At 65.7% G+C, this 19,195-nt stretch carries 21 protein-coding genes; 17 read left to right on the top strand and 4 right to left on the bottom strand.

Translation table 11 applies throughout. From position 1 onward, the window contains the following. Window positions 1–4 precede the first annotated feature (4 nt). From KW836_RS25940 to KW836_RS25905, 9 genes are all read left to right on the top strand, one after another. Window positions 5–1,033: a sulfate ABC transporter substrate-binding protein gene (locus tag KW836_RS25940; RefSeq protein ID WP_175184322.1), complete on the top strand. Its 1,029-nt coding sequence runs from the start codon at window positions 5–7 to the stop codon at window positions 1,031–1,033. A gap of 24 nt (window positions 1,034–1,057) precedes the next feature. Continuing rightward, window positions 1,058–1,948: a sulfate ABC transporter permease subunit CysT gene (gene cysT, locus KW836_RS25935; RefSeq protein WP_218345141.1), complete on the top strand. Its 891-nt coding sequence runs from the start codon at window positions 1,058–1,060 to the stop codon at window positions 1,946–1,948. Next, window positions 1,945–2,844, top strand: coding sequence for a sulfate ABC transporter permease subunit CysW (cysW, locus tag KW836_RS25930; protein ID WP_218345140.1), 900 nt, complete (start codon window positions 1,945–1,947; stop codon window positions 2,842–2,844). Before cysT ends, cysW begins: the two co-directional genes overlap by 4 nt. Before the next feature lie 27 nt (window positions 2,845–2,871). Further along, the gene (locus KW836_RS25925) at window positions 2,872–3,936 is read left to right on the top strand and encodes a sulfate/molybdate ABC transporter ATP-binding protein (protein WP_175124718.1); all 1,065 of its coding nucleotides are present in this window, start codon (window positions 2,872–2,874) and stop codon (window positions 3,934–3,936) included. Further along, window positions 3,933–4,676: a phosphoadenylyl-sulfate reductase gene (locus tag KW836_RS28025; RefSeq protein WP_175137475.1), complete on the top strand. Its 744-nt coding sequence runs from the start codon at window positions 3,933–3,935 to the stop codon at window positions 4,674–4,676. Before KW836_RS25925 ends, KW836_RS28025 begins: the two co-directional genes overlap by 4 nt. 39 nt (window positions 4,677–4,715) lie before the next feature. After that, on the top strand, window positions 4,716–5,624 hold the full coding sequence (gene cysD, locus KW836_RS28020) for a sulfate adenylyltransferase subunit CysD (protein ID WP_175137476.1): 909 nt from the start codon (window positions 4,716–4,718) through the stop codon (window positions 5,622–5,624). 42 nt (window positions 5,625–5,666) lie between these two features. Beyond that, the gene (locus KW836_RS25915) at window positions 5,667–6,965 is read left to right on the top strand and encodes a sulfate adenylyltransferase subunit 1 (RefSeq protein WP_218345139.1); all 1,299 of its coding nucleotides are present in this window, start codon (window positions 5,667–5,669) and stop codon (window positions 6,963–6,965) included. A gap of 212 nt (window positions 6,966–7,177) precedes the next feature. Further along, complete coding sequence (locus KW836_RS25910) at window positions 7,178–8,716, top strand: PA0069 family radical SAM protein (RefSeq protein WP_304505135.1); 1,539 nt, start codon at window positions 7,178–7,180, stop codon at window positions 8,714–8,716. 76 nt (window positions 8,717–8,792) lie between these two features. Next, window positions 8,793–9,299, top strand: coding sequence for a hypothetical protein (locus KW836_RS25905; RefSeq protein WP_218345138.1), 507 nt, complete (start codon window positions 8,793–8,795; stop codon window positions 9,297–9,299). A 33-nt stretch (window positions 9,300–9,332) separates the two neighbouring features. On the opposite strand, the gene KW836_RS25900 is transcribed toward KW836_RS25905, so the two are convergent. Continuing rightward, on the bottom strand, window positions 9,333–10,205 hold the full coding sequence (locus tag KW836_RS25900; protein WP_218345137.1) for a DMT family transporter: 873 nt from the start codon (window positions 10,203–10,205) through the stop codon (window positions 9,333–9,335). A 361-nt stretch (window positions 10,206–10,566) separates the two neighbouring features. On the opposite strand from KW836_RS25900, the gene rplS reads away from it, so the two are divergent. Next, the gene (gene rplS, locus KW836_RS25895) at window positions 10,567–10,947 is read left to right on the top strand and encodes a 50S ribosomal protein L19 (RefSeq protein ID WP_175124715.1); all 381 of its coding nucleotides are present in this window, start codon (window positions 10,567–10,569) and stop codon (window positions 10,945–10,947) included. Window positions 10,948–11,070: 123 nt separating this feature from the next. Continuing rightward, on the top strand, window positions 11,071–11,802 hold the full coding sequence (locus tag KW836_RS25890) for a CoA pyrophosphatase (RefSeq protein WP_175137478.1): 732 nt from the start codon (window positions 11,071–11,073) through the stop codon (window positions 11,800–11,802). A 96-nt stretch (window positions 11,803–11,898) separates the two neighbouring features. On the opposite strand, the gene rsgA is transcribed toward KW836_RS25890, so the two are convergent. Both rsgA and KW836_RS25880 read right to left on the bottom strand, forming a co-directional pair. Then, window positions 11,899–12,801, bottom strand: a complete 903-nt coding sequence (rsgA, locus tag KW836_RS25885; protein WP_218345136.1) for a ribosome small subunit-dependent GTPase A — start codon at window positions 12,799–12,801, stop codon at window positions 11,899–11,901. Beyond that, a complete protein-coding gene (locus KW836_RS25880) occupies window positions 12,798–14,048 on the bottom strand; it encodes a M48 family metallopeptidase (RefSeq protein WP_218345135.1) in 1,251 nt (416 codons plus the stop codon). Before KW836_RS25880 ends, rsgA begins: the two co-directional genes overlap by 4 nt. Window positions 14,049–14,109: 61 nt before the next feature. Between KW836_RS25880 and orn the strand changes: the two genes are divergently transcribed. Next, window positions 14,110–14,655: an oligoribonuclease gene (gene orn / locus KW836_RS25875; RefSeq protein ID WP_105237948.1), complete on the top strand. Its 546-nt coding sequence runs from the start codon at window positions 14,110–14,112 to the stop codon at window positions 14,653–14,655. 52 nt (window positions 14,656–14,707) lie between these two features. Further along, entirely contained in the window at window positions 14,708–15,322 is a 615-nt protein-coding gene (locus KW836_RS25870) for an NAD(P)H-hydrate epimerase (RefSeq protein ID WP_218345134.1), read from the top strand. 19 nt (window positions 15,323–15,341) lie between these two features. Here the strand turns inward: KW836_RS25870 and paaX are convergent, their stop codons facing one another. Next, on the bottom strand, window positions 15,342–16,271 hold the full coding sequence (gene paaX / locus KW836_RS25865; RefSeq protein WP_218345133.1) for a phenylacetic acid degradation operon negative regulatory protein PaaX: 930 nt from the start codon (window positions 16,269–16,271) through the stop codon (window positions 15,342–15,344). A 172-nt stretch (window positions 16,272–16,443) separates the two neighbouring features. On the opposite strand from paaX, the gene paaA reads away from it, so the two are divergent. The 4 genes from paaA (at window position 16,444) to paaD (ending at window position 19,189) form a co-directional block, all read left to right on the top strand. Next, window positions 16,444–17,433, top strand: coding sequence for a 1,2-phenylacetyl-CoA epoxidase subunit PaaA (gene paaA, locus KW836_RS25860; protein WP_218345132.1), 990 nt, complete (start codon window positions 16,444–16,446; stop codon window positions 17,431–17,433). 187 nt (window positions 17,434–17,620) lie between these two features. Then, complete coding sequence (gene paaB / locus KW836_RS25855) at window positions 17,621–17,905, top strand: 1,2-phenylacetyl-CoA epoxidase subunit PaaB (RefSeq protein WP_006388300.1); 285 nt, start codon at window positions 17,621–17,623, stop codon at window positions 17,903–17,905. 16 nt (window positions 17,906–17,921) lie between these two features. Next, window positions 17,922–18,686 carry a 1,2-phenylacetyl-CoA epoxidase subunit PaaC gene (paaC, locus tag KW836_RS25850; RefSeq protein ID WP_218345131.1) on the top strand — a complete coding sequence of 255 codons (765 nt, stop codon included), beginning with the start codon at window positions 17,922–17,924 and terminating at the stop codon, window positions 18,684–18,686. Then, window positions 18,683–19,189 carry a 1,2-phenylacetyl-CoA epoxidase subunit PaaD gene (paaD, locus tag KW836_RS25845; RefSeq protein WP_218345130.1) on the top strand — a complete coding sequence of 169 codons (507 nt, stop codon included), beginning with the start codon at window positions 18,683–18,685 and terminating at the stop codon, window positions 19,187–19,189. The genes paaC and paaD overlap by 4 nt, the downstream gene beginning before the upstream one ends. Window positions 19,190–19,195 lie beyond the last annotated feature (6 nt).

Genomic DNA, 19,195 nt, shown 5'->3' with positions numbered 1-19,195 from the left:
AGGGATGTCTTTCAGGAAAGCCGGTTGGTTGGCCGCCTTGGCCGCAGTGACGGTTTCATTTGCCGCGATCGCGCCGGCGCAGGCGCAGCAGAAGCAGACGCTGCTGAACGTGTCCTACGATCCGACGCGCGAGCTCTACCGCGCGATCGATGACGCCTTCATCAAGCAGTACAAGGAAAAGGCGAACGTCGATCTGACGATCCGCCAGTCGCACGGCGGTTCCGGCCGCCAGGCGCGCTCGGTGATCGACGGGCTGGAAGCCGACGTGGTGACGCTGGCGCTGGCCTACGACATCGACGCCATCGCCGACCGCGGTCTCTTGCCCGAGAACTGGCAGGCCCGCCTGCCGCAGAACAGCTCGCCGTACACGTCCACCATCGTGTTCCTGGTGCGCAAGGGCAACCCCAAGCAGATCAAGGACTGGGACGATCTGCTCAAGGACGGTGTGCAGGTCATCACGCCCAATCCCAAGACCTCGGGCGGCGCCCGCTGGAACTATCTGGCCGCCTGGGCGTATGCGCTGGAGAAGAACGGCGGCAGCGAGGACAAGGCACGCGCCTTCGTTGGCGATCTGCTCAAGCACGTGCCGGTGCTGGATACCGGGGCGCGCGGCGCCACCACGACGTTCGTGGAACGCGGCGTGGGCGACGTGCTGCTGGCGTGGGAGAACGAGGCCTTCCTGGCGTTGGAAGAACTGGGTCCGGACAAGTTCGACATCGTTGTGCCGTCGCTGTCCATCCTGGCCGAGCCGCCGGTGGCAGTCGTTGACAAGGTCGTGGACAAGAAGGGCACCCGCGCCGCCGCGCAGGCCTATCTGGAATTCCTGTACACCCCGGCCGCGCAGGAAATCATCGCCAAGAACTACTACCGGCCGCTGGACAAGACGGTCGCCGCCAAATACGAAGCCAAGTTCCCGAAGGTCAAGCTCGTCACCATCGACGACAAGATCTTCGGCGGCTGGCGCAAGGCGCAGAAGGATCACTTCAGCGACGGCGGCACCTTCGACCAGATCTACCAGCCGCAGAAGAAGTAACTGCATAACGTTCGGACGACGGCCATGACTTCAGCCTCGAACCCGGCGGCAATCGGCGCGCAAGCGCCTTTTGCCGTTCGGCGCAACAGCCCGGGCGTACTGCCCGGATTCGGCATTTCCATGGGCTACGCGGTGCTGTATCTCAGCGTGCTCGTGCTGATCCCGCTGGCCGCCTTGCCCATCAAGAGCGCCGGCCTGGGATGGCAGGGTTTCTGGGACGCGGTGACCGCGCCGCGCGTGATGGCCTCGTACAAGCTGACTTTCGGCGCGTCGTTCATCGCCGCGCTGGTGAACCTGGTGTTCGGCACGGTCGTCGCCTGGGTGCTGGTGCGCTATCGCTTTCCCGGCAAGAAGATCCTGGATGCGCTGGTCGACCTGCCGTTCGCGCTGCCGACGGCCGTGGCAGGCATCGCGCTGACCGCGCTGTATTCGCAGAAGGGCTGGCTGGGCGGGCCGCTGTCCGACTGGTTCGGCCTGAAGGTGGCGTTCACGCCGCTGGGTATCGTCATCGCGCTCATCTTCATCGGGGTGCCGTTCGTCGTGCGCACGGTGCAGCCGGTGCTCGAAGACGTGGAGCGCGAAATCGAAGAGGCCGCCGCCAGCCTGGGCGCGGATCGCTGGCAGACCTTCCGGCGCGTGCTGCTGCCGACGATCATGCCGGCCCTGATGACGGGCTTTGCGCTGGCGTTCGCGCGCGCGGTGGGCGAGTACGGGTCGGTGGTGTTCATCGCCGGCAACATGCCGATGGTGTCCGAGATCACGCCGCTGCTGATCATTTCCAAGCTGGAGCAGTTCGACTACGCCGGCGCGGCCGCCATCGCGACCGTGATGCTGGTGCTGTCGTTCGTGCTGCTCCTCATCATCAACCTGTTGCAGGGCTGGCAGGCGCGCCGCGGCCTGGGGAGGCAGTCATGAGCGCACCGGATCGTCCCGCGCATTTGACCGAGCCGCGCTGGGTGCGCGGCGTTTTGCTGTTCATCGCGCTGGGATTTCTGGCGCTGTTTCTGCTGGTGCCGCTGGCGGCCGTGTTTGCCGAGGCCTTCCGCAAGGGATGGGCGCTTTATCTTGAAGCGATCGTCGAGCCGGACGCCTGGGCGGCCATCCGGCTGACGTTGCTGGTCGCGGCCATCGCCTTGCCGGTGAACCTGGTGTTCGGCGTCGCCGCCGCGTGGGCCATCACCAAGTTCCAGTTCCGCGGAAAGCAGTTCCTGATCACGCTGATCGACTTGCCGTTCTCGGTGTCGCCGGTGGTGGCGGGCCTGGTGTTCGTGCTGCTGTTCGGCTCGCAGGGCTGGTTTGGCGAATGGCTGCAGGCCCACGACATCAAGATCGTCTACGCGGTGCCCGGCATCATTCTGGCGACGTTGTTCGTGACCTTTCCGTTCGTCGCGCGCGAGCTCATCCCGCTGATGCAGGCGCAGGGCAGCGAGGAAGAGCAGGCGGCGCTGACGCTGGGTGCGAGCGGCTGGCAGATCTTCTGGCGGGTGACGCTGCCGAACATCAAGTGGGGCTTGCTGTACGGCGCGATCCTGTGCAATGCGCGGGCCATGGGCGAGTTCGGCGCGGTGTCGGTGGTGTCGGGCCAGATCCGCGGGCTGACCAACACGATGACGCTGCATGTCGAGATTCTCTACAACGAATATCAGTATTCCGCGGCGTTCGCCGTTGCCTCGCTGCTCGCGCTGCTGGCGCTGGTGACGCTGGTGGCAAAGAACGTGGTCGAGTGGCGCAACGCGCGCATGCAGCAGAACGCGGACCAGCCGGTGGAGTATCCCGGCGCCGCGGTAGCCATCAAGCCGGCGGTTGCCTGACGTGGCCGGCCGGACAAGGAGACAGGCATGAGTATCGAAGTACGCAATCTATCCAAGCGGTTCGGACAGTTCCGCGCGCTGAACGACGTGTCGCTGCACATCGAAACCGGCGAGCTCGTGGCGCTGCTGGGCCCGTCGGGCTGCGGCAAGACGACGCTGCTGCGCATCATCGCCGGGCTGGAATCGGCCGATTCGGGCAGCGTGCTGTTCGCCGGCGAGGACGCCACCGCGGTGGACGTGCGCCAGCGCCAGGTGGGATTCGTTTTCCAGCACTACGCGCTGTTCAAGCACATGACGGTGTTCGAGAACGTGGCGTTCGGCCTGCGCGTCAAGCACCGTTCGCAGCGCCCGTCCGAGGACCAGATCAAGCGCAAGGTGCACGACCTGCTGGGCCTGGTGCAACTGGACTGGCTGGCCGACCGCTATCCGGCGCAATTGTCGGGCGGACAACGTCAACGCATTGCCCTGGCGCGTGCGCTGGCGGTCGAGCCGCGCGTGCTGCTGCTGGACGAACCTTTCGGCGCCCTGGACGCCAAGGTCCGTAAGGAATTGCGCCGTTGGCTGCGGCGGCTGCACGACGAGTTGCACGTGGCCAGCGTGTTCGTCACGCACGATCAGGAAGAGGCGCTGGAAGTCTCGGACCGCGTGGTGCTGATGAACGCCGGCCGCATTGAGCAGGTGGGCACGCCCCGCGAAGTCTGGGAAGGTCCGGCCACCCCGTTCGTCTACGGCTTCCTGGGCGACGTGAACCAGCTCCAGGGCACCGCCACGCGTGGCGTGTTTGAAGGCGCCGGCCTGTCGCTGCCCGCGCCCGAGCTGGCGCAGGCTGATGCGCAGCGCGCCACCGCGTACGTGCGCCCGCACGAGTTCGAGGTCGAGCGTTATCGCGCTGGCGCGGATGGCATTCCGGTGCGTCTGTCGCACGCCTATCTGGCCGGTCCCAGCGCGTATCTGGAATTGGCCCGCCAGGACACGGACGCGATCATCGAAGCCGAGGTGCCCGAGTCGCTGTATCAGGAGCTGAATCTGCGGGACGGCGAAATCCTGCTCGCGCGTCCCCGCCGGGCGCGCATCTTTGCGGTGCAGCCATGACGACGACCGATACCTCCGTTGAACTGACCCCGGCGCTGGCGGCGCGCTGGCGCGATCTGACCGAGCGCCTGGCGGACATCCAGCGCCGTTATCCGGACGCCGCGCTGGCGTCGTCGCTGGCGGCCGAAGACATGGTGCTGACCCACGCCATCTACGACGGCGGCCTGGACCTGGAAGTGTTCACGCTGGACACCGGCCGCCTGCACGCCGAGACGCTGGGCGTGCTGGACGCGGTGCGGGAGCGCTATGGCCGAGAGGTCACCGTGTACCGGCCCGTTCAGGCGGCGGTCGACGAGCACGTCGCGGCGCACGGCGCTTATGCCTTTTACGAAAGCGTCGATCTGCGCAAGGCCTGTTGCCAGATCCGCAAGGTCGAGCCCTTGAAGCGCGCGCTGGCCGGCCGCGGCGCCTGGATCACGGGGCAACGGCGCGCCCAGTCCACGACGCGCGGCGAGCTGCTGCTGGAAGAGGACGACGCGACCTTCGGCCTCTACAAGTTCAACCCGCTGGCCGAGTGGAGCGAGGACGACATCTGGTCCGCCATCCGCGCGCTCGGCATTCCGTACAACCCGCTGCACGACCAGGGCTACCCGTCCATCGGTTGCGAACCCTGTACGCGCGCCATCCGCCCCGGCGAAGACCTGCGGGCAGGGCGCTGGTGGTGGGAGTCGTCCGACTCGAAGGAATGCGGCCTGCATGCGGGCAACCGGGTCATCACCATTGCGGCGCGCGCAGATTGAGCGCGGCCATGAATTCAAAATTGTTTTAGGGGAATATCTATGTCTGCCGTGATCCAACGCAGCCACCTGGATTGGCTGGAATCGGAAGCGATCTTCATCCTGCGCGAAGTCGCCGCCGAATGCGAAAAGCCCGTCCTGCTCTTTTCGGGCGGCAAGGACTCCGTCGTGCTGCTGCGCCTGGCCGAAAAGGCTTTCCGGCCGGGACGCTTTCCGTTCCCGCTGATGCACATCGACACCGCCCACAACTTCGACGAGGTGATCGCCTTTCGCGATGCCCGCGCGGCCGAGCTGGGCGAAACCCTGATCGTGCGCAGCGTCGAAGACTCGATCAAGCGCGGCAGCGTCGTGCTGCGCCGCGAGACCGATTCGCGCAACGCGGCGCAGGCGGTGACGCTGCTGGAAGCCATCGAGGAGTTCGGGTTCGACGCCTGCATCGGCGGCGCGCGTCGCGACGAGGAAAAGGCGCGCGCCAAGGAACGCATCTTTTCGTTCCGAGACGAGTTCGGGCAGTGGGATCCCAAGGCTCAGCGCCCCGAACTCTGGAACCTGTTCAACACCCGCGTGCATCGCGGCGAGAACATGCGCGTCTTTCCGATCTCGAACTGGACCGAGCTGGATGTCTGGCAGTACATCCAGCGCGAACAGTTGGCGCTGCCGCCGATCTACTACGCGCACGAGCGCGAGGTGGTGCGCCGCAAGGGCCTGCTGGTGCCCGTTACCCGCCTGACGCCGCCGGCGGAAGGCGAACAGGTTGAGCGCCTGTCAGTCCGGTTCCGCACGGTGGGCGACATCTCGTGTACCTGCCCGGTCGCCTCCGACGCCGCCGACACCATGGCCATCATCGCCGAGACCGCCGTGACCGACATCACCGAGCGCGGCGCCACGCGCATGGACGACCAGACTTCCGAGGCCTCTATGGAGCGCCGCAAGAAGGAAGGCTATTTCTGAATGAGCTGACGCGCCGGCGCAAGCCGGCGCCTGGGGAACCACATGAATGCACTGAACGATTCCTTTCTTTCCGGCGCCGACACCGGCGTGCTGCGGCTGATCACGGCGGGCTCCGTCGATGACGGCAAATCCACGCTGATTGGCCGCCTGCTGTACGACAGCAAGGGCGTCTTCGCCGACCAGCTCGACGCAATCTCGCGCGCCAAGCACAAGCGGGTGGCGGGCGACGGCATCGACTTTTCGCTGCTGACCGACGGCCTGGAAGCCGAACGGGAGCAGGGCATCACCATCGACGTCGCCTACCGCTACTTCTCGACGCCCACGCGCAAGTTCATCATCGCCGACGCGCCCGGCCACGAGCAGTACACGCGCAACATGGTGACCGGCGCGTCGACCGCGGACGTTGCCGTGATCCTGATCGACGCGACCCGCGCCGCCGACGGCAAGCTGCTGCCGCAGACCAAGCGGCACAGCACCATCGCGCGTCTCTTGGGCATCCGCCACATCGTCGTGGCGGTCAACAAGATGGACCTGGTGGACTGGGACCGCGCGGTATTCGAACGCATCCGCGATGCCTATGCGGACCTGGCGGTCAAGCTGGGCATCCCGCACTTCGACGCGCTGCCGCTGTCGGCGCTGAGCGGCGACAACGTCGTCACGTTGTCTGCCAAGACGCCTTGGTACGAAGGGCAACCGCTGCTCGCCCTATTGGAATCGCTGGATCTGTCGGGCGACGGCCGCACCTTGCCGCTGCGCTTTCCGGTGCAGTGGGTGTCGCGTCATGGCGGCGATCGCGCGGATGATTTCCGCGGCTATGCCGGCCGCGTCGCCAGCGGCGTGCTGCGCCCCGGCGACGAAGTGACGGTGCAGCCGTCGGGCGTGACGGCGGTGGTGCAGGAAGTGCGTGCGTTTGATCGTACGCTGGATGAAGCGGTGGCTGGCGATTCGATCACGCTGGTGCTGGACCGCGACGTCGACGTGTCGCGCGGTGACGTGATCGTGCACACCGCCGCGCCGGCGCAGGTCTCGCGCGAGTTCGAGGCCGAACTGTGCTGGCTCGATGCGCAGGCGTTGAATCCTGCGCGCAAGTATCTGCTGAAGTCGGGCACGCGGCTGACGTCGGCGAAGGTGCGCGCGGTGTTGTCGCATCGGGACATCCATGAATTGCAGGAGGTCGAGAACACAGAAGGCACCTTGCGCATGAACGACATCGGACGCGTGACGTTGACGACGCGCGAGTCGCTGGCGGTTGATCGTTATGACGATGTGGCGGTGACCGGCGCGTTCATTCTGATCGACGAAGCCACACATCAGACGGCCGCGGCGGGCATGCTGCGGTAAACCGCAATTTTGGACGAAAGGCGGGCCCGCGCGGCCCGTTTTTTCGTGTTGTTTTTCGTCCAAACCCAATGCTGGCGCGGGTTTCCGGGCCATATCGCAAGATGAAATCGAATTGTTCAGACGATGTCTTCTTCTTGCGGTAAAGTTGGGCTGTCTTACGAAAAGGCTTTTGGTGCTTGTCAAAACCACTGTGTTTTTGTACAGTAGTTTTTATGGCACGCACCGATCATTCTTTTCCCGCCGGTTCTGGGTCCCCGGCTGCCGCCCCCGCCGCCTTGCGCGGTCGGGGTGCGGTTACTAATGTTCGGCATCGCTTTCAGCGCGATGACCGCGTGCAGGTCGACGACGGCTGGTCCGCTTCCGGTCTGCCTGCCGACTTCGTCGATTCTGTCCCCGATTCCTTTCCCGATATTTCATCGTTTGCCGGTCAAGCCGCTGCGGTTGAACAGACTGCAGGCGCTGCTGCCCGCGCCACGGTCATCCCCATCCTGCCCGACACGCGCTCCACGCCGGCCGCCCCTAAAACCACGGTCACTGCAGAAGAGGCGCGCAAGATCCTGTCGCGCAACGATTCCCCTGACATTCCGTTTGAAGTGGCTGCCAATCCGTACCGCGGTTGCGAGCACGGTTGCGTGTACTGCTATGCCCGGCCCACGCACTCCTACCTGGGTTATTCACCCGGGCTGGACTTCGAAACCCGGCTGGTCGCCAAGGCCAATGCGGTCGAGGCCCTGCGCGCCGAACTGGCCCGCCCCGGCTACAAGCCGTCGCCCATCAATATCGGCTCGGCCACCGACGCCTACCAGCCCATCGAGCGCGACTGGCGCCTGACGCGCGGCATGCTCGAACTGGCGCTTGAAACCCGTCACCCGGTCACCATCGTCACCAAGAACGCGCTGGTTGCCCGCGACCTGGACCTGCTGGCGGCTCTGGCGCAGCAGAATCTCGTGGTGGTCTACATCAGCATCACCACGCTGGATGCCGGCATGGCCCGCACGCTGGAACCGCGCGCCGCCGCGCCGTGGCGCCGCCTGGAAGCGGTGCGCAGCCTCACCGACGCCGGCGTGCCGGTGGGCGTGCTGGTGGCCCCGGTCATCCCGTTCATCAACGACGAATCCATGGAGCACATCCTCCAGGAGGCCAAGGCGGCCGGCGCCCATTACGCCAGCTACACGGTCCTGCGCCTGCCCTGGGAGGTCAAGACCCTGTTCGAGGACTGGCTCAACGCCCACTACCCGGACCGCGCCCAACGCGTCCTGCACCGCATCGAAGACCTGCGCAACGGCCGCCGCAACGATCCCAACTTCGGATCGCGCATGCGTGGCACAGGCATCTGGGCCGACCTGCTGCGCCAGCGCTTTGCGGTCGCCACGCGCAAGCTGGGACTCAACCGTACGCGCCTGTCGCTCGATTGCAGCCGGTTCGTGCCGCCCGCGGGGCCCGGTGCCTCAGCGTCGCTATTCGATGGCGCGGCGTCCGGAGCTGCAGGGGTTGACGCAGCGGGTGCTGCAACCGGCGTAGCCGCAACGCCGTCGGGATCAACCAGCGTTGCTGGCGATGCCCGCTCGGCTGGCGCCGGCAACGCGGCCGGCTCCGCCAATGCCGCTACCGATTTTCAATCCCCGGTTGGTGCGAAAGCGTCTTCAGGGGTCCCTTTTCCTGGTGGTTTGCCCGCGGTCAGCGGCGCGTACGGGCGCGGTGCGCGCCAGTTGCGCGCCATGGCGGCCGGCCAATTGTCTTTGTTCGATTGACCGCAGGCTGCTGTTGCCTCGGGTGCATGCCAGGGCGATTTGCCTCGGCGCTGGAACGTTTATCCAAGGAGTTCCCATGAACACCGCTGATTTTTCCGTCCTGCCGGATGAGCTTGTCGTTTCCCTGAATCCGCTGCGCCGCGGCGCCAACCGCGCGCGCACCTTCTGCGCCCGGCTGACCGGCATGGCCATGCCCTGGAGCGGCACGATGTCCGGCCAGCCGGCACGGTCGACGCGCATGCCCGTCCGCTGGCCGTTCCCCCCGGCGCCCACCCCCGAGGAAGTCTCGGGCGCGGCAGGGGAGGCCGTCGCGCCGGTGGCCAGTGCTCCAGCGGTTGGCGTCCCGGCGGCCGGCCTTCCGGCGGCCGGCGTACTGGCGGGTCTGCCCGTCGCCGACGCCGCCACTTCCACGCCGGCCGCGCCCGCCGCTGCGGCGCGCAATCACAGCATCGGAGACGCCAAGGCGCAGCCGGTGGCCCATCAGCTCACGATGAAAGCCATGATTACGGACGTAGTGCTGGTGCTGGCCTGGGGCGCGATGATCCCCGGCCTGATGTGGTTGGGCGTGGCTGGCGGCTTCTGATGGCCGCTGGCTTCTGACGACCCGCGGCGGCGGTCAGCTCGATCCCAGCAGGATCACGCCCGCCAGAATGGACACGCAACCAGCCAGACGGCCCACGCCCACTTTTTCGCGCAGCAGGAACATGCCGGCCAGGGTGCCGAGCATCATGGACATTTCCCGGGCAGGCGCCACCAGGCTTAGCGGCGCGCCGTTGCGCAGCGCATACAGCACCAGGATGTACCCCAGCGGCGACAGAAACCCCACGGCCAGTGCCAGATGCCAATGGCCGCGCATGGATTCCCACGATTGGGTGGGGCGGCGCAGCATATGCGGGGTCATCATGGCGGTGCGGGTCACACAGGTAAACCAGTCGAACAGCACCGGACTGATCAGCAGCACTTTCACGCCGTACGCGTCCACCACCGTATAGGCCGCGATGAACAGGCCGATCACCACGCCCCAACGCACGCCGATCCACGCCTGCGCCTGCTTGAAGATGGCGAGCCGACCCTGGGTGGCGATCAGCAGCACGCCGGCCACGACGCACAGCATGCCGGTGATGCCGGTGCTGGTGGCGGGTTCGCCCAGCAGCAGGAAAGCGCCTGTCGTCGACAGCAGGGGGCCGGTGCCCCGCGCAATCGGATACACCACGGACAGGTCGGCCACCTGATAGCCGCGCTGCAGGCACAGGCTGTAGCCCAGATGCAACAGGCTGGATGTCAGGATGGCGCCGACGACGGGCCAGGTCCAGTTCATGCCGTCGTGCATCAGCACCCAGATCACCCACGGCGCATACAGCACCGTCGCGCACAAGCCGTAGGCAAAGACGAACGGCGCGCCCACCATGGCCGCGCGCTTGGCAAGGAGGTTCCACGTGGCGTGGGCCATCGCCGCCAGGACGACCAATATCAGGGACGAGTACGACATGAGGGAACAGCGTCAGATGACGTGTTTGTTACAGGGAGTTGAAAGGGTACCGCAAACCGTGCTCAAGGCGCACATGTTACCCGAGGCTCTGGGGAATTTTTGGTGTAGAATCATCGGTTTGCCAAAACTCATCCTCTGCTTGCGGCATAGCATCGCAATACACGCCAACAGGAAAACCGCATTGCGGCTTACGCATTGCGGCTTACCTAGCGGACAGGTTGCCATGCACACGCACCAGGCCGGATGTGGCCGCAATCTTGATTCTTCAGTCTGGAATCCTGGGCCACGCGAAAGCCGGGCGTGAACAACATCGATCGGCAAAAGTTTTAGTCCGCAAAGACATGATGATCTAGGAGTTCACATGAACCTCATCGCTATCCTGGAACAGGAAGAAATTGCCCGTCTGACCGGCGGTCAAGCCAAGCCTGAATTTGCTCCTGGTGACACCGTCATCGTGAGCGTCAACGTCGTTGAAGGCACCCGCAAGCGCGTGCAGGCTTTCGAAGGCGTTGTTATCGCCAAGCGCAATCGCGGCCTGAACTCCGCGTTCACCGTGCGCAAGATTTCGTCGGGTGAAGCCGTGGAACGTACGTTCCAGCTGTACTCGCCGCAAATCGCCAGCATCGAAGTGAAGCGCCGCGGCGACGTGCGCCGCGCCAAGCTGTACTACCTGCGCTCGCGCTCGGGCAAGTCGGCTCGCATCAAGGAAAAGCTGGTCAGCAAGCAAGCCCCCGCGGCTTGATCGCTTATCGGTACACGGCCCTGACAGTGTCGGACGTTCACGCCAATCCGCGTTTCCGTCCGGCACGGTTTTCCGGGTTAAAAAGGCACCTGCGAGGGTGCCTTTTTTCTTACTTCTGAGCGTATGTCTGAAACCTCGTCCTCCGCGCGGCCTCGACGGCCGCTGGCGCGCCCCGGATTCGATCCGGCGACGCAACCGTGGGTGGTGGCCAACGAATCGCTGCCGCCCGTGCCCACCCGCCTGCTGACGCCGGATTCCCTGCGCGGCACGCTGAGCCAGCCGTCCACCTGGACGCTGGAGCTGTCGCGCGACAACGATCTTCGCTATCCCGGCCGCGAGGGCACGCCTGTGCCCGCTGCCGTGCTGATCCCGCTGGTGACGCGCGACGAGGGCGTGAACATCATGCTGACGCAGCGCGCGGCGCATCTGCACGACCACGCGGGCCAGATCAGCTTTCCCGGCGGTCGCATCGAGACCAGCGACGCCACGCCGGTGGACGCGGCGCTACGCGAAGCCCAAGAAGAAACGGGCCTGCCGGCCAATCATGTCGAAGTCCTGGGCAGCATGCCGCCGTACCTGACGGCGACCGGCTTTTCGATCATTCCCGTGGTGTCGCTGGTGCGGCCGGGTTTTGAACTGGCGCCCGACGCGTTCGAAGTGGCCGAGGTGTTCGAGGTGCCGTTGTCGTTCCTGATGGACCCGGCCAATCATCGCCTTTATGAAGCCCGGCTCGATGACGGACGGGTGCGCCAGTATTACGGCATGCCGTACGGCAAGCACTTCATCTGGGGCGCCACTGCGGGCATGCTGCGCAACCTCTATCACTTGCTGCGCCACGGATTCACGCCGCGCTGATTGGCCTTTGAGTCCGCTTCGGAACGATCGGGCGTGCAGGCCCGCACAAGCAAACGGCCCCGATGGGGCCGTTTTCAATAGGGGGCGCGGCAAGCGTCAGTAGCGCTGCTGGCCCGCCAGGTTTTCTTCAAGGATGCGTTCGTACAGCGCGTAGCGCGCCGGATCGATCCTGCCGCTCTGCAGCGCCGCCACCACCCCGCACCCGGGTTCGTGGCGGTGCGTGCAGTTGTAGAAGCGGCATTCCTCGATGGGCTGCGTGAACTCCGGAAACCCGCGAATGATGTCATCCCGCGTCAGGTGATGCAGACCGAAAGCCTGGAACCCCGGTGAATCGATCAGGTCGCCCCCCGGCGCCGGCAAATGGTAGAGCCGGGTGCTGGTGGTCGTGTGCTTGCCCATGTCCAGCGCGGTGGAGTGCTCGCGCGTCGCTGCGGCGGCATCCGGCACCAGCGCGTTGAGCAGCGTGGATTTGCCCATGCCGCTCTGTCCCAGCAGCAGGTTCGTGCGGCCGGCCAGGCGCGGCGCCAGCAACGTGTGGACTTTCTCGGGCACCAGCGCGCTCAGTTCGATGATGTCCACGCCCAGCGCCGCGATGGGCGCGAGCCGCGCGCGCGCGGCCGGCAGCTCGTCGGTCAGGTCCGTCTTGTTCAGGATGATGAGAGGCGCGATGCCGGCGCTCCATGCGCCCGCCAGCGCGCGGCCGGTTAGGTCGTCCGAAAAGGTGGGCCGGACAGCCACGACGATCAGCAACTGGTCGACGTTGGATGCAAACTGCTTGGATCGCATTTCGTCGGAACGATAGAGCAGGTTGCTGCGGGGCAGGATGGCGTCGATGGCGCCTTCGTCCTTGCCTTGCGGCGTGATCTTGACCCGATCGCCCACTGCGGCGCCGGTCTTCTTGCCGCGCGGGAAGCACTTGCGTAGGGCCCCATTGGCCAATTCCACGGTGTAGTGGCGGCCATGCGCGGCGATGATGCGGCCTTCCATCGGCGCGCTCATGCGGCGGCCGCCATCAGGTGGCGGATGCGCACGGCGGCAGGAGGGTGACTGTCGTAAAAGGCGGAATGCACAGGGTCGGGCGTCAGAGTTGCAGCGTTGTCGTCGTACAGCTTGACCAGCGCCGAGACCAGACGGTCCGGCGAGCTTTGCTCGGCGGCATAGCGGTCCGCTTCGAATTCGTCGCGGCGCGAGTACCAGCTGGCCAGCGGCGTCAGCATGAAGGTGAATACAGGAATGACCAGGAAGAACAGCAGCAGCGCCATCGCGTCGTTGCGGCCGCCCAATTGCGGCATCACGCCCAGGCCCACATAGAACCACGGCTGCTGCGCGATCCAGCCGAGGATGGCAAAGAACACCAGCGCGGCGGCAAAGCTGAAGATCACGCGCTTGATGATGTGGCGCTTGGCAAAATGCCCCAGCTCGTGCGCCAGCACGGCCTCGATTTCGTCGGCGTTCAGGCGGGCCAGCAAGGTATCGAAGAACACGATGCGGCGGGATTTTCCGAAACCTGTGAAATACGCATTGCCGTGGGCCGAGCGGCGCGAGCCGTCCATGACGAACAGGCCATTCAGGGCAAAGCCGCAGCGCTGCGCCAGACGCTGGATGCGGCCGGCCAGTTCAGGATCGGACAGCGGCGTGAACTTGTTGAAGAGCGGGGCGATGAACATCGGGTAGATGATCAGCAGGGCCAGGTTGAACACGGTCCATAGCGCCCAGGCCCAGATCCACCAGTAGGCGCCGGCGCTGCCCATCAGCCACAGCACCGCGGCGGCCAGCGGCAGGCCCAATACCGCCGCAACAAGGAGACCCTTGGCGGCGTCGGCGACGAACAGCCCCGGCGTCATGCGGTTGAAACCAAAACGTGCTTCCAGCTTGAACTGCCGCCAAAGCGTGAAGGGCAGACCGAGCAGGCCCAGCACCAGCGCAACCACCACCAGCAGCAGCATCTGCCGCACGAAGTCGTTGCTGGTAAGCTGGCTGACCATCAGGTCGATGAACTGCAGGCCGCCCAGCAGCGTCAGGGCGACCAGCACCAGGGCGTCATAGGTGCGCTCGAGCATGCCCAGCCGAACCCGCGCCACGGTGTAATCCGCCGCCCGCTGATGGCTGGTCAACCCGATGCGATGGGAGAATTCCGCGGGCACCTGGTCGCGATTGCGGGCGACGTGGCGGATCTGGCGTGACGCCAGCCACATGCGCACGGCAATATCGGTCAGCAGGAAGGCAACGAACAGCAGTGTGAACATGGGCAAAGCGCTTTGCTCAAGAAGGGATGTGCGAAAATCGCGCGTTTTAAAGGCAAATTATATGGCTGCGAACGAAAACCGCCTGATCTGGCTCGACATGGAAATGACGGGGTTGGACCCCGAGAAAGAACGCATTATCGAAGTCGCCGTCGTGGTGACCGAACCGGACCTGACGGTCGTGGCCGAAGGTCCGGTGATCGTGGTGCACCAGTCCGACAGCCTGCTCGACGCGATGGACAACTGGAACAAGTCGACCCACGGCAAGAGCGGGCTGATCGACAAGGTCAAGGCGTCCACGGTGACCGAGGCAGAGGCAGAGGATACGCTGTTGGCGTTTCTGGCGCAGCATGTGCCGGCGGGCAAATCGCCCATGTGCGGCAACACCATCAGCCAGGACCGCCGCTTCATGTTTGCCTACATGCCGCGCCTGGAACAGTTCTTCCATTACCGCAACCTGGACGTCAGCACGCTCAAGGAGCTGGCGCGCCGCTGGGCCCCCGCCGTCTACAAGGGATTCGAGAAAAAGAGCCGCCACGAAGCGCTGGCCGACATCTACGAGTCCATCGACGAGCTCAAGTATTACCGCGAGCATTTCCTGAAGGTCTGAGACCGTCGGGGGACCGCCCGGTTCCCACGGACTTTGGCCGCACCCGACTGTCATGCCGTCCTACTCCGTCGCGCAGATCCGCCAAGCCGAACAGCGCGCCCTGGCAACGGGGCGTGCGCTGATGCCGCTGGCCGGTGCGGCGGCGGCCGGCACGTCGATTCTGGCGCTGGCCGGGCCCGGCAACAACGGCGGGGACGCATTGGAAGCTGCTGCGCTATTGCTGGCGCGCGGCCTGGATGTCCTCGTGGTGCTGCCTTCCGGGCCAGACAGGCTGCCTGCTGATGCAGCGCGCGCCTGGGGCCGCTGGCTGGCCGCGGGCGGAGCACCCCGGACGCACGCCGTGTTGCCGACCCGGCGGTTTCAGGGGCTGGTCATCGACGGGCTGTTCGGCATCGGCTTGAACCGTCCGCTGGATGCCGCGTGGCAATCCCTGATCGACACGGTCAATGCGTGGCAGGTTCCGGTGCTGGCGCTGGATGTGCCCAGCGGCATTGATGCCGACACCGGCGTGGCGCTGGGCCGCCCGATCCGGGCGCGATGGACGTTGTCGTTCATTGCATCATGCCGTGGACTCACGTTGGCGGGCGCAGGACGCGAGGCGGCGGGAGAATGCCACGTCGACACGCTGGGCGTCGTCATGGCCGGCGAGGACAGCTCGGGCCGCTAAGCCCGCAACGTGCCGGCCGTCAGGCTGGCCGGCCGCCAAAGCGCGATTCGACTTCGGACGACAGGGGGCGGTAGCGTTCGTTGTCCTGCCCGGCCAGGGCATTCAGGTGGGTTTCGGAGGGATCGAACACCTTCCAGTAGAGCCGTCCGCACAATTCCCGCGCGGCGTGGCCCGGCCAGTTGTCGGGCAGCATGGGGGCAGGCAGTTGCGGATCGTGCAGCACGATCCGGCGCCAGTTGTGCAGCACCATGACGCGGACGGTGAACGCCTCGGCGGGCGAGGGCGCCTCGTCCAGCAGCTTTTCCAACGGGCCAAAGTTGCGCGAGAACTGGCGGTATTGCTCGGCCACGTCGTCCAGGTTCCAGCATTGCGTGGCCAGGCTGGCGATCGGCAGCCCGCCGGCGCCGGCCAGGTCGCGGGCCGACAGCACCAGCGCCCGGTCCGGGATACCCAGCTTTTCAAGAATGTCGTGCGCGGCGCGCGCCTCGGTGTGCGGATGCGCAAACAGCCCCGGCGCGATCATGCCGAAGCCTTCCCACGTCAATTCGCGGCGCAGCTCGGCGCGTTCTGCCAGTCCGTTGCCTGTGCGCGGCAGCGCGACCAGCGTCCATTCCCCGTTCCATTCCTTGGCGCCGCCCACATAAATGCGCTGCGACGCGTGCGACGTGTGGCGCAAACCCTGCTCGGAGATCAGGTAGAGGCTGCGCCGGCCATGGCGTTCGGATTGCAGCCAGTTTTGCGCCACCAGACGAAAGACGCTGGTGCGCAGCAGGCGTTCGTTGATCCCGAGCGGGGCCAGAAGCTCGATCAGGCTGCCCAGCCAGATGGCGCCGCCGTGCGGCGCCAATGCATCGCCCAGCACGCTGACGCAGAGCGATTTCGCGCGGGGCGGATCGCTTTTCAATAAGCGGGACAGAGCGCGTTCCAGGGTCGACTGAGGGTTTGCCATGAGGAGGGCCGCGGACGGCCGATATCGGGATGCCGGATATGATACATAAATCCAATGTGATACAGATTTGAGTTTGACAATGATTTTTTTGTATTAAATAATCGTCTCATGACATGACGGCACTGCGCAGCGTTTGCTTTGCGTTTTCGCAAACCGTCTCAAGGAGACAACTATGTACGCTCAACTCGTCGAAACCGGCGTCAAGCAGGTCAAGACCGCGGACCAGCTTGAAGGCCAGGAACAGACGTTCCAGCGGCGCATCGACGACGGCGTCCGCATCGAGGCCAAGGACTGGATGCCCGAGGCCTACCGCAAGACGCTGGTGCGGCAGATTTCGCAGCACGCGCACTCGGAAATCGTGGGCATGCTGCCGGAAGGCAACTGGATCACCCGCGCGCCGTCCCTCAAGCGCAAGGCCATCCTTCTGGCCAAGGTGCAGGACGAGGCGGGCCACGGGCTCTATCTGTACAGCGCCGCCGAAACCCTCGGCGTGTCGCGCGACGACCTGATCGACGACCTGCACGCCGGCCGCGCCAAGTACTCCAGCATCTTCAATTACCCCACGCTGAGCTGGGCCGACATCGGCATGATCGGCTGGCTGGTCGACGGCTCGGCGATCATCAACCAGATCCCGCTGTGCCGCTGTTCCTACGGCCCGTATGCGCGCGCCATGGTGCGCGTCTGTAAGGAAGAGTCCTTCCATCAGCGCCAGGGTTACGACCTGCTCATGCAGATGTGCCTGCACGGCACGCCCGAACAGAAGGCGATGGTGCAGGACTCGCTCAACCGCTGGTGGTGGCCCGCGCTGATGATGTTCGGTCCGTCGGATGCGGATTCGCCCAACAGCGCCCAGTCGATGGCCTGGAAGATAAAGCTCTTTTCCAACGACGAACTGCGCCAGAAGATGGTGGACCAGACCGTGCCGCAGGCCGAGTACCTGGGCCTGACCGTGCCGGACCCCGATCTGAAGTGGAACGCGGAGCGCGGTCACTACGACTTCGGCGAAATCGACTGGACGGAGTTCTACGCCGTGCTCAAGGGCAATGGTCCGTGCAACCGCGAACGGCTTGCCGCGCGCGTGAAGGCGCATGAGGACGGCGCCTGGGTGCGCGACGCGCTAGTCGCCTACGCCGACAAGCAGTCTGCCCGTAAAGCCGCTTGAGGTCCCCCCCCGGAGCGCTGCGCGCTTCCCCCCCAGGGGGGCGCCGCAGCGGACCGGCGGAGCCCGGATCCGCGCGGCCCCGCTGGCCCTCGCTGGCGCTTCGGGATGCGTGACTTTCTGGACACCTTCTTTTTATTTATTGCAGACCGGCCGTGCAATGCGCACCCGGCACTAGAGGAAATCCATCATGAGCAAAGACTGGCCTCTGTGGGAAGTCTTCATCCGCAGCCAGCACGGCCTGGCGCACAAGCACGTGGGCAGCCTGCACGCGCCGGATGCGGAAATGGCGATCAATCACGCCCGCGACGTGTACACGCGCCGCAACGAGGGTCTGAGCATCTGGGTGGTGCGTGCGTCGGATATTTCGGCCAGCAGCCCGGGCGACAAGGATCCGCTGTTCGAGCCGGCCAACAGCAAGGTCTACCGGCATCCGACCTTCTTCCCGATGCCCGAAGAAATCAAGCATATGTAAGGCGGGTGGGGGAGACATGGACAAAGCATTGTTTGAATACCTGCTGCGCCTGGGCGACACGTCGCTCATCCTGTCGCAGCGGCTGGGCGCCTGGACGGGCCACGGTCCCATCCTGGAAGAGGACCTGGCGCTGACCAATACCGCGCTCGATCTGCTGGGCCAGGCTCGCATGTGGCTGACGCTGGCCGGCGAGGTCGAAGGCGCGGGCCGCGACGAGGACGCGCTGGCCTATCTGCGCGACACGCACGAGTTCCGCAACGCGCTGCTGGTCGAGCGCGACAACGGCAACTACGCCGACACGATGGCGCGGCAGTTCCTGTTCGACGTCTGGCACTACTTCCTTCTGCAGCGCCTGGAGGCGTCCACGGATGAGCGCGTCGCGGCCATCGCGGCCAAGTCGCTCAAGGAAGTGACCTATCACGTGCGCCGCTCCTCGGACATGGTGGTGCGCCTGGGCGATGGCACGGCGGAAAGCCACGCCAAGATGCAGGCCGCCATCGATGACGCCTGGCGTTTCACGGGCGAGCTCTTCACCGACGACGCCATCGACCAGGACGTCGCGGCGCGCGGTATCGGCTGTGCCCTGTCCGCGCTGCGCCAGCCGTGGCTTGCACACGTGCGGGACGTGCTGGAAGAAGCCACGCTGACCGTTCCCGACGAAGCCGCCGGCAACCACGCCGCGCATCGCGGCGGCCGCCAGGGCAAGCACACCGAGGCGCTGGGCTACGTGCTGGCCGAGATGCAGCATCTGCACCGCGCCTACCCGGGAGCCACGTGGTGAACGCGCTGGCGCCCATTTCCGCCGACCAGGTCTATGCCTGGCTGCAGGAGGTCCCGGACCCCGAGATCCCCGTGCTGTCCGTGGTGGACCTGGGCGTGGTGCGTGACGTGTCGTGGGACGGCGATGCATGCGTCGTCGTCATCACGCCCACCTATTCGGGCTGCCCGGCCATGCGCGAGATCACGCAGGACATCCGCCAGACGCTCGAACGCCACGGCGTGTCCGAGGTCCGGGTGGAGACGCGTCTTGCGCCCGCCTGGACGACCGACTGGATGAGCGAAAAAGGGCGCGAGGCGCTCAAGGGCTACGGCATCGCCGCGCCCGCCGAACGCGCCATCGACATTTCGGGCATCAGCCGCCGCACGGCGGCCCCGGCCATCGCCTGCCCGCGCTGCGGCTCGCGCGACACGCGGCTGGTCAGCAATTTCGGGTCGACGTCGTGCAAGGCGCTGTATCGCTGCGTTTCGTGCCGCGAGCCCTTCGATTATTTCAAGACTCACTAAAGAGTG

Origin of the sequence: Achromobacter sp. ACM05 (assembly GCF_019218915.1) — a bacterium.
Taxonomy (GTDB): Bacteria; Pseudomonadota; Gammaproteobacteria; order Burkholderiales; family Burkholderiaceae_B; genus Achromobacter; species Achromobacter animicus.
This window is presented reverse-complemented; position numbering and strand designations above follow the sequence as displayed.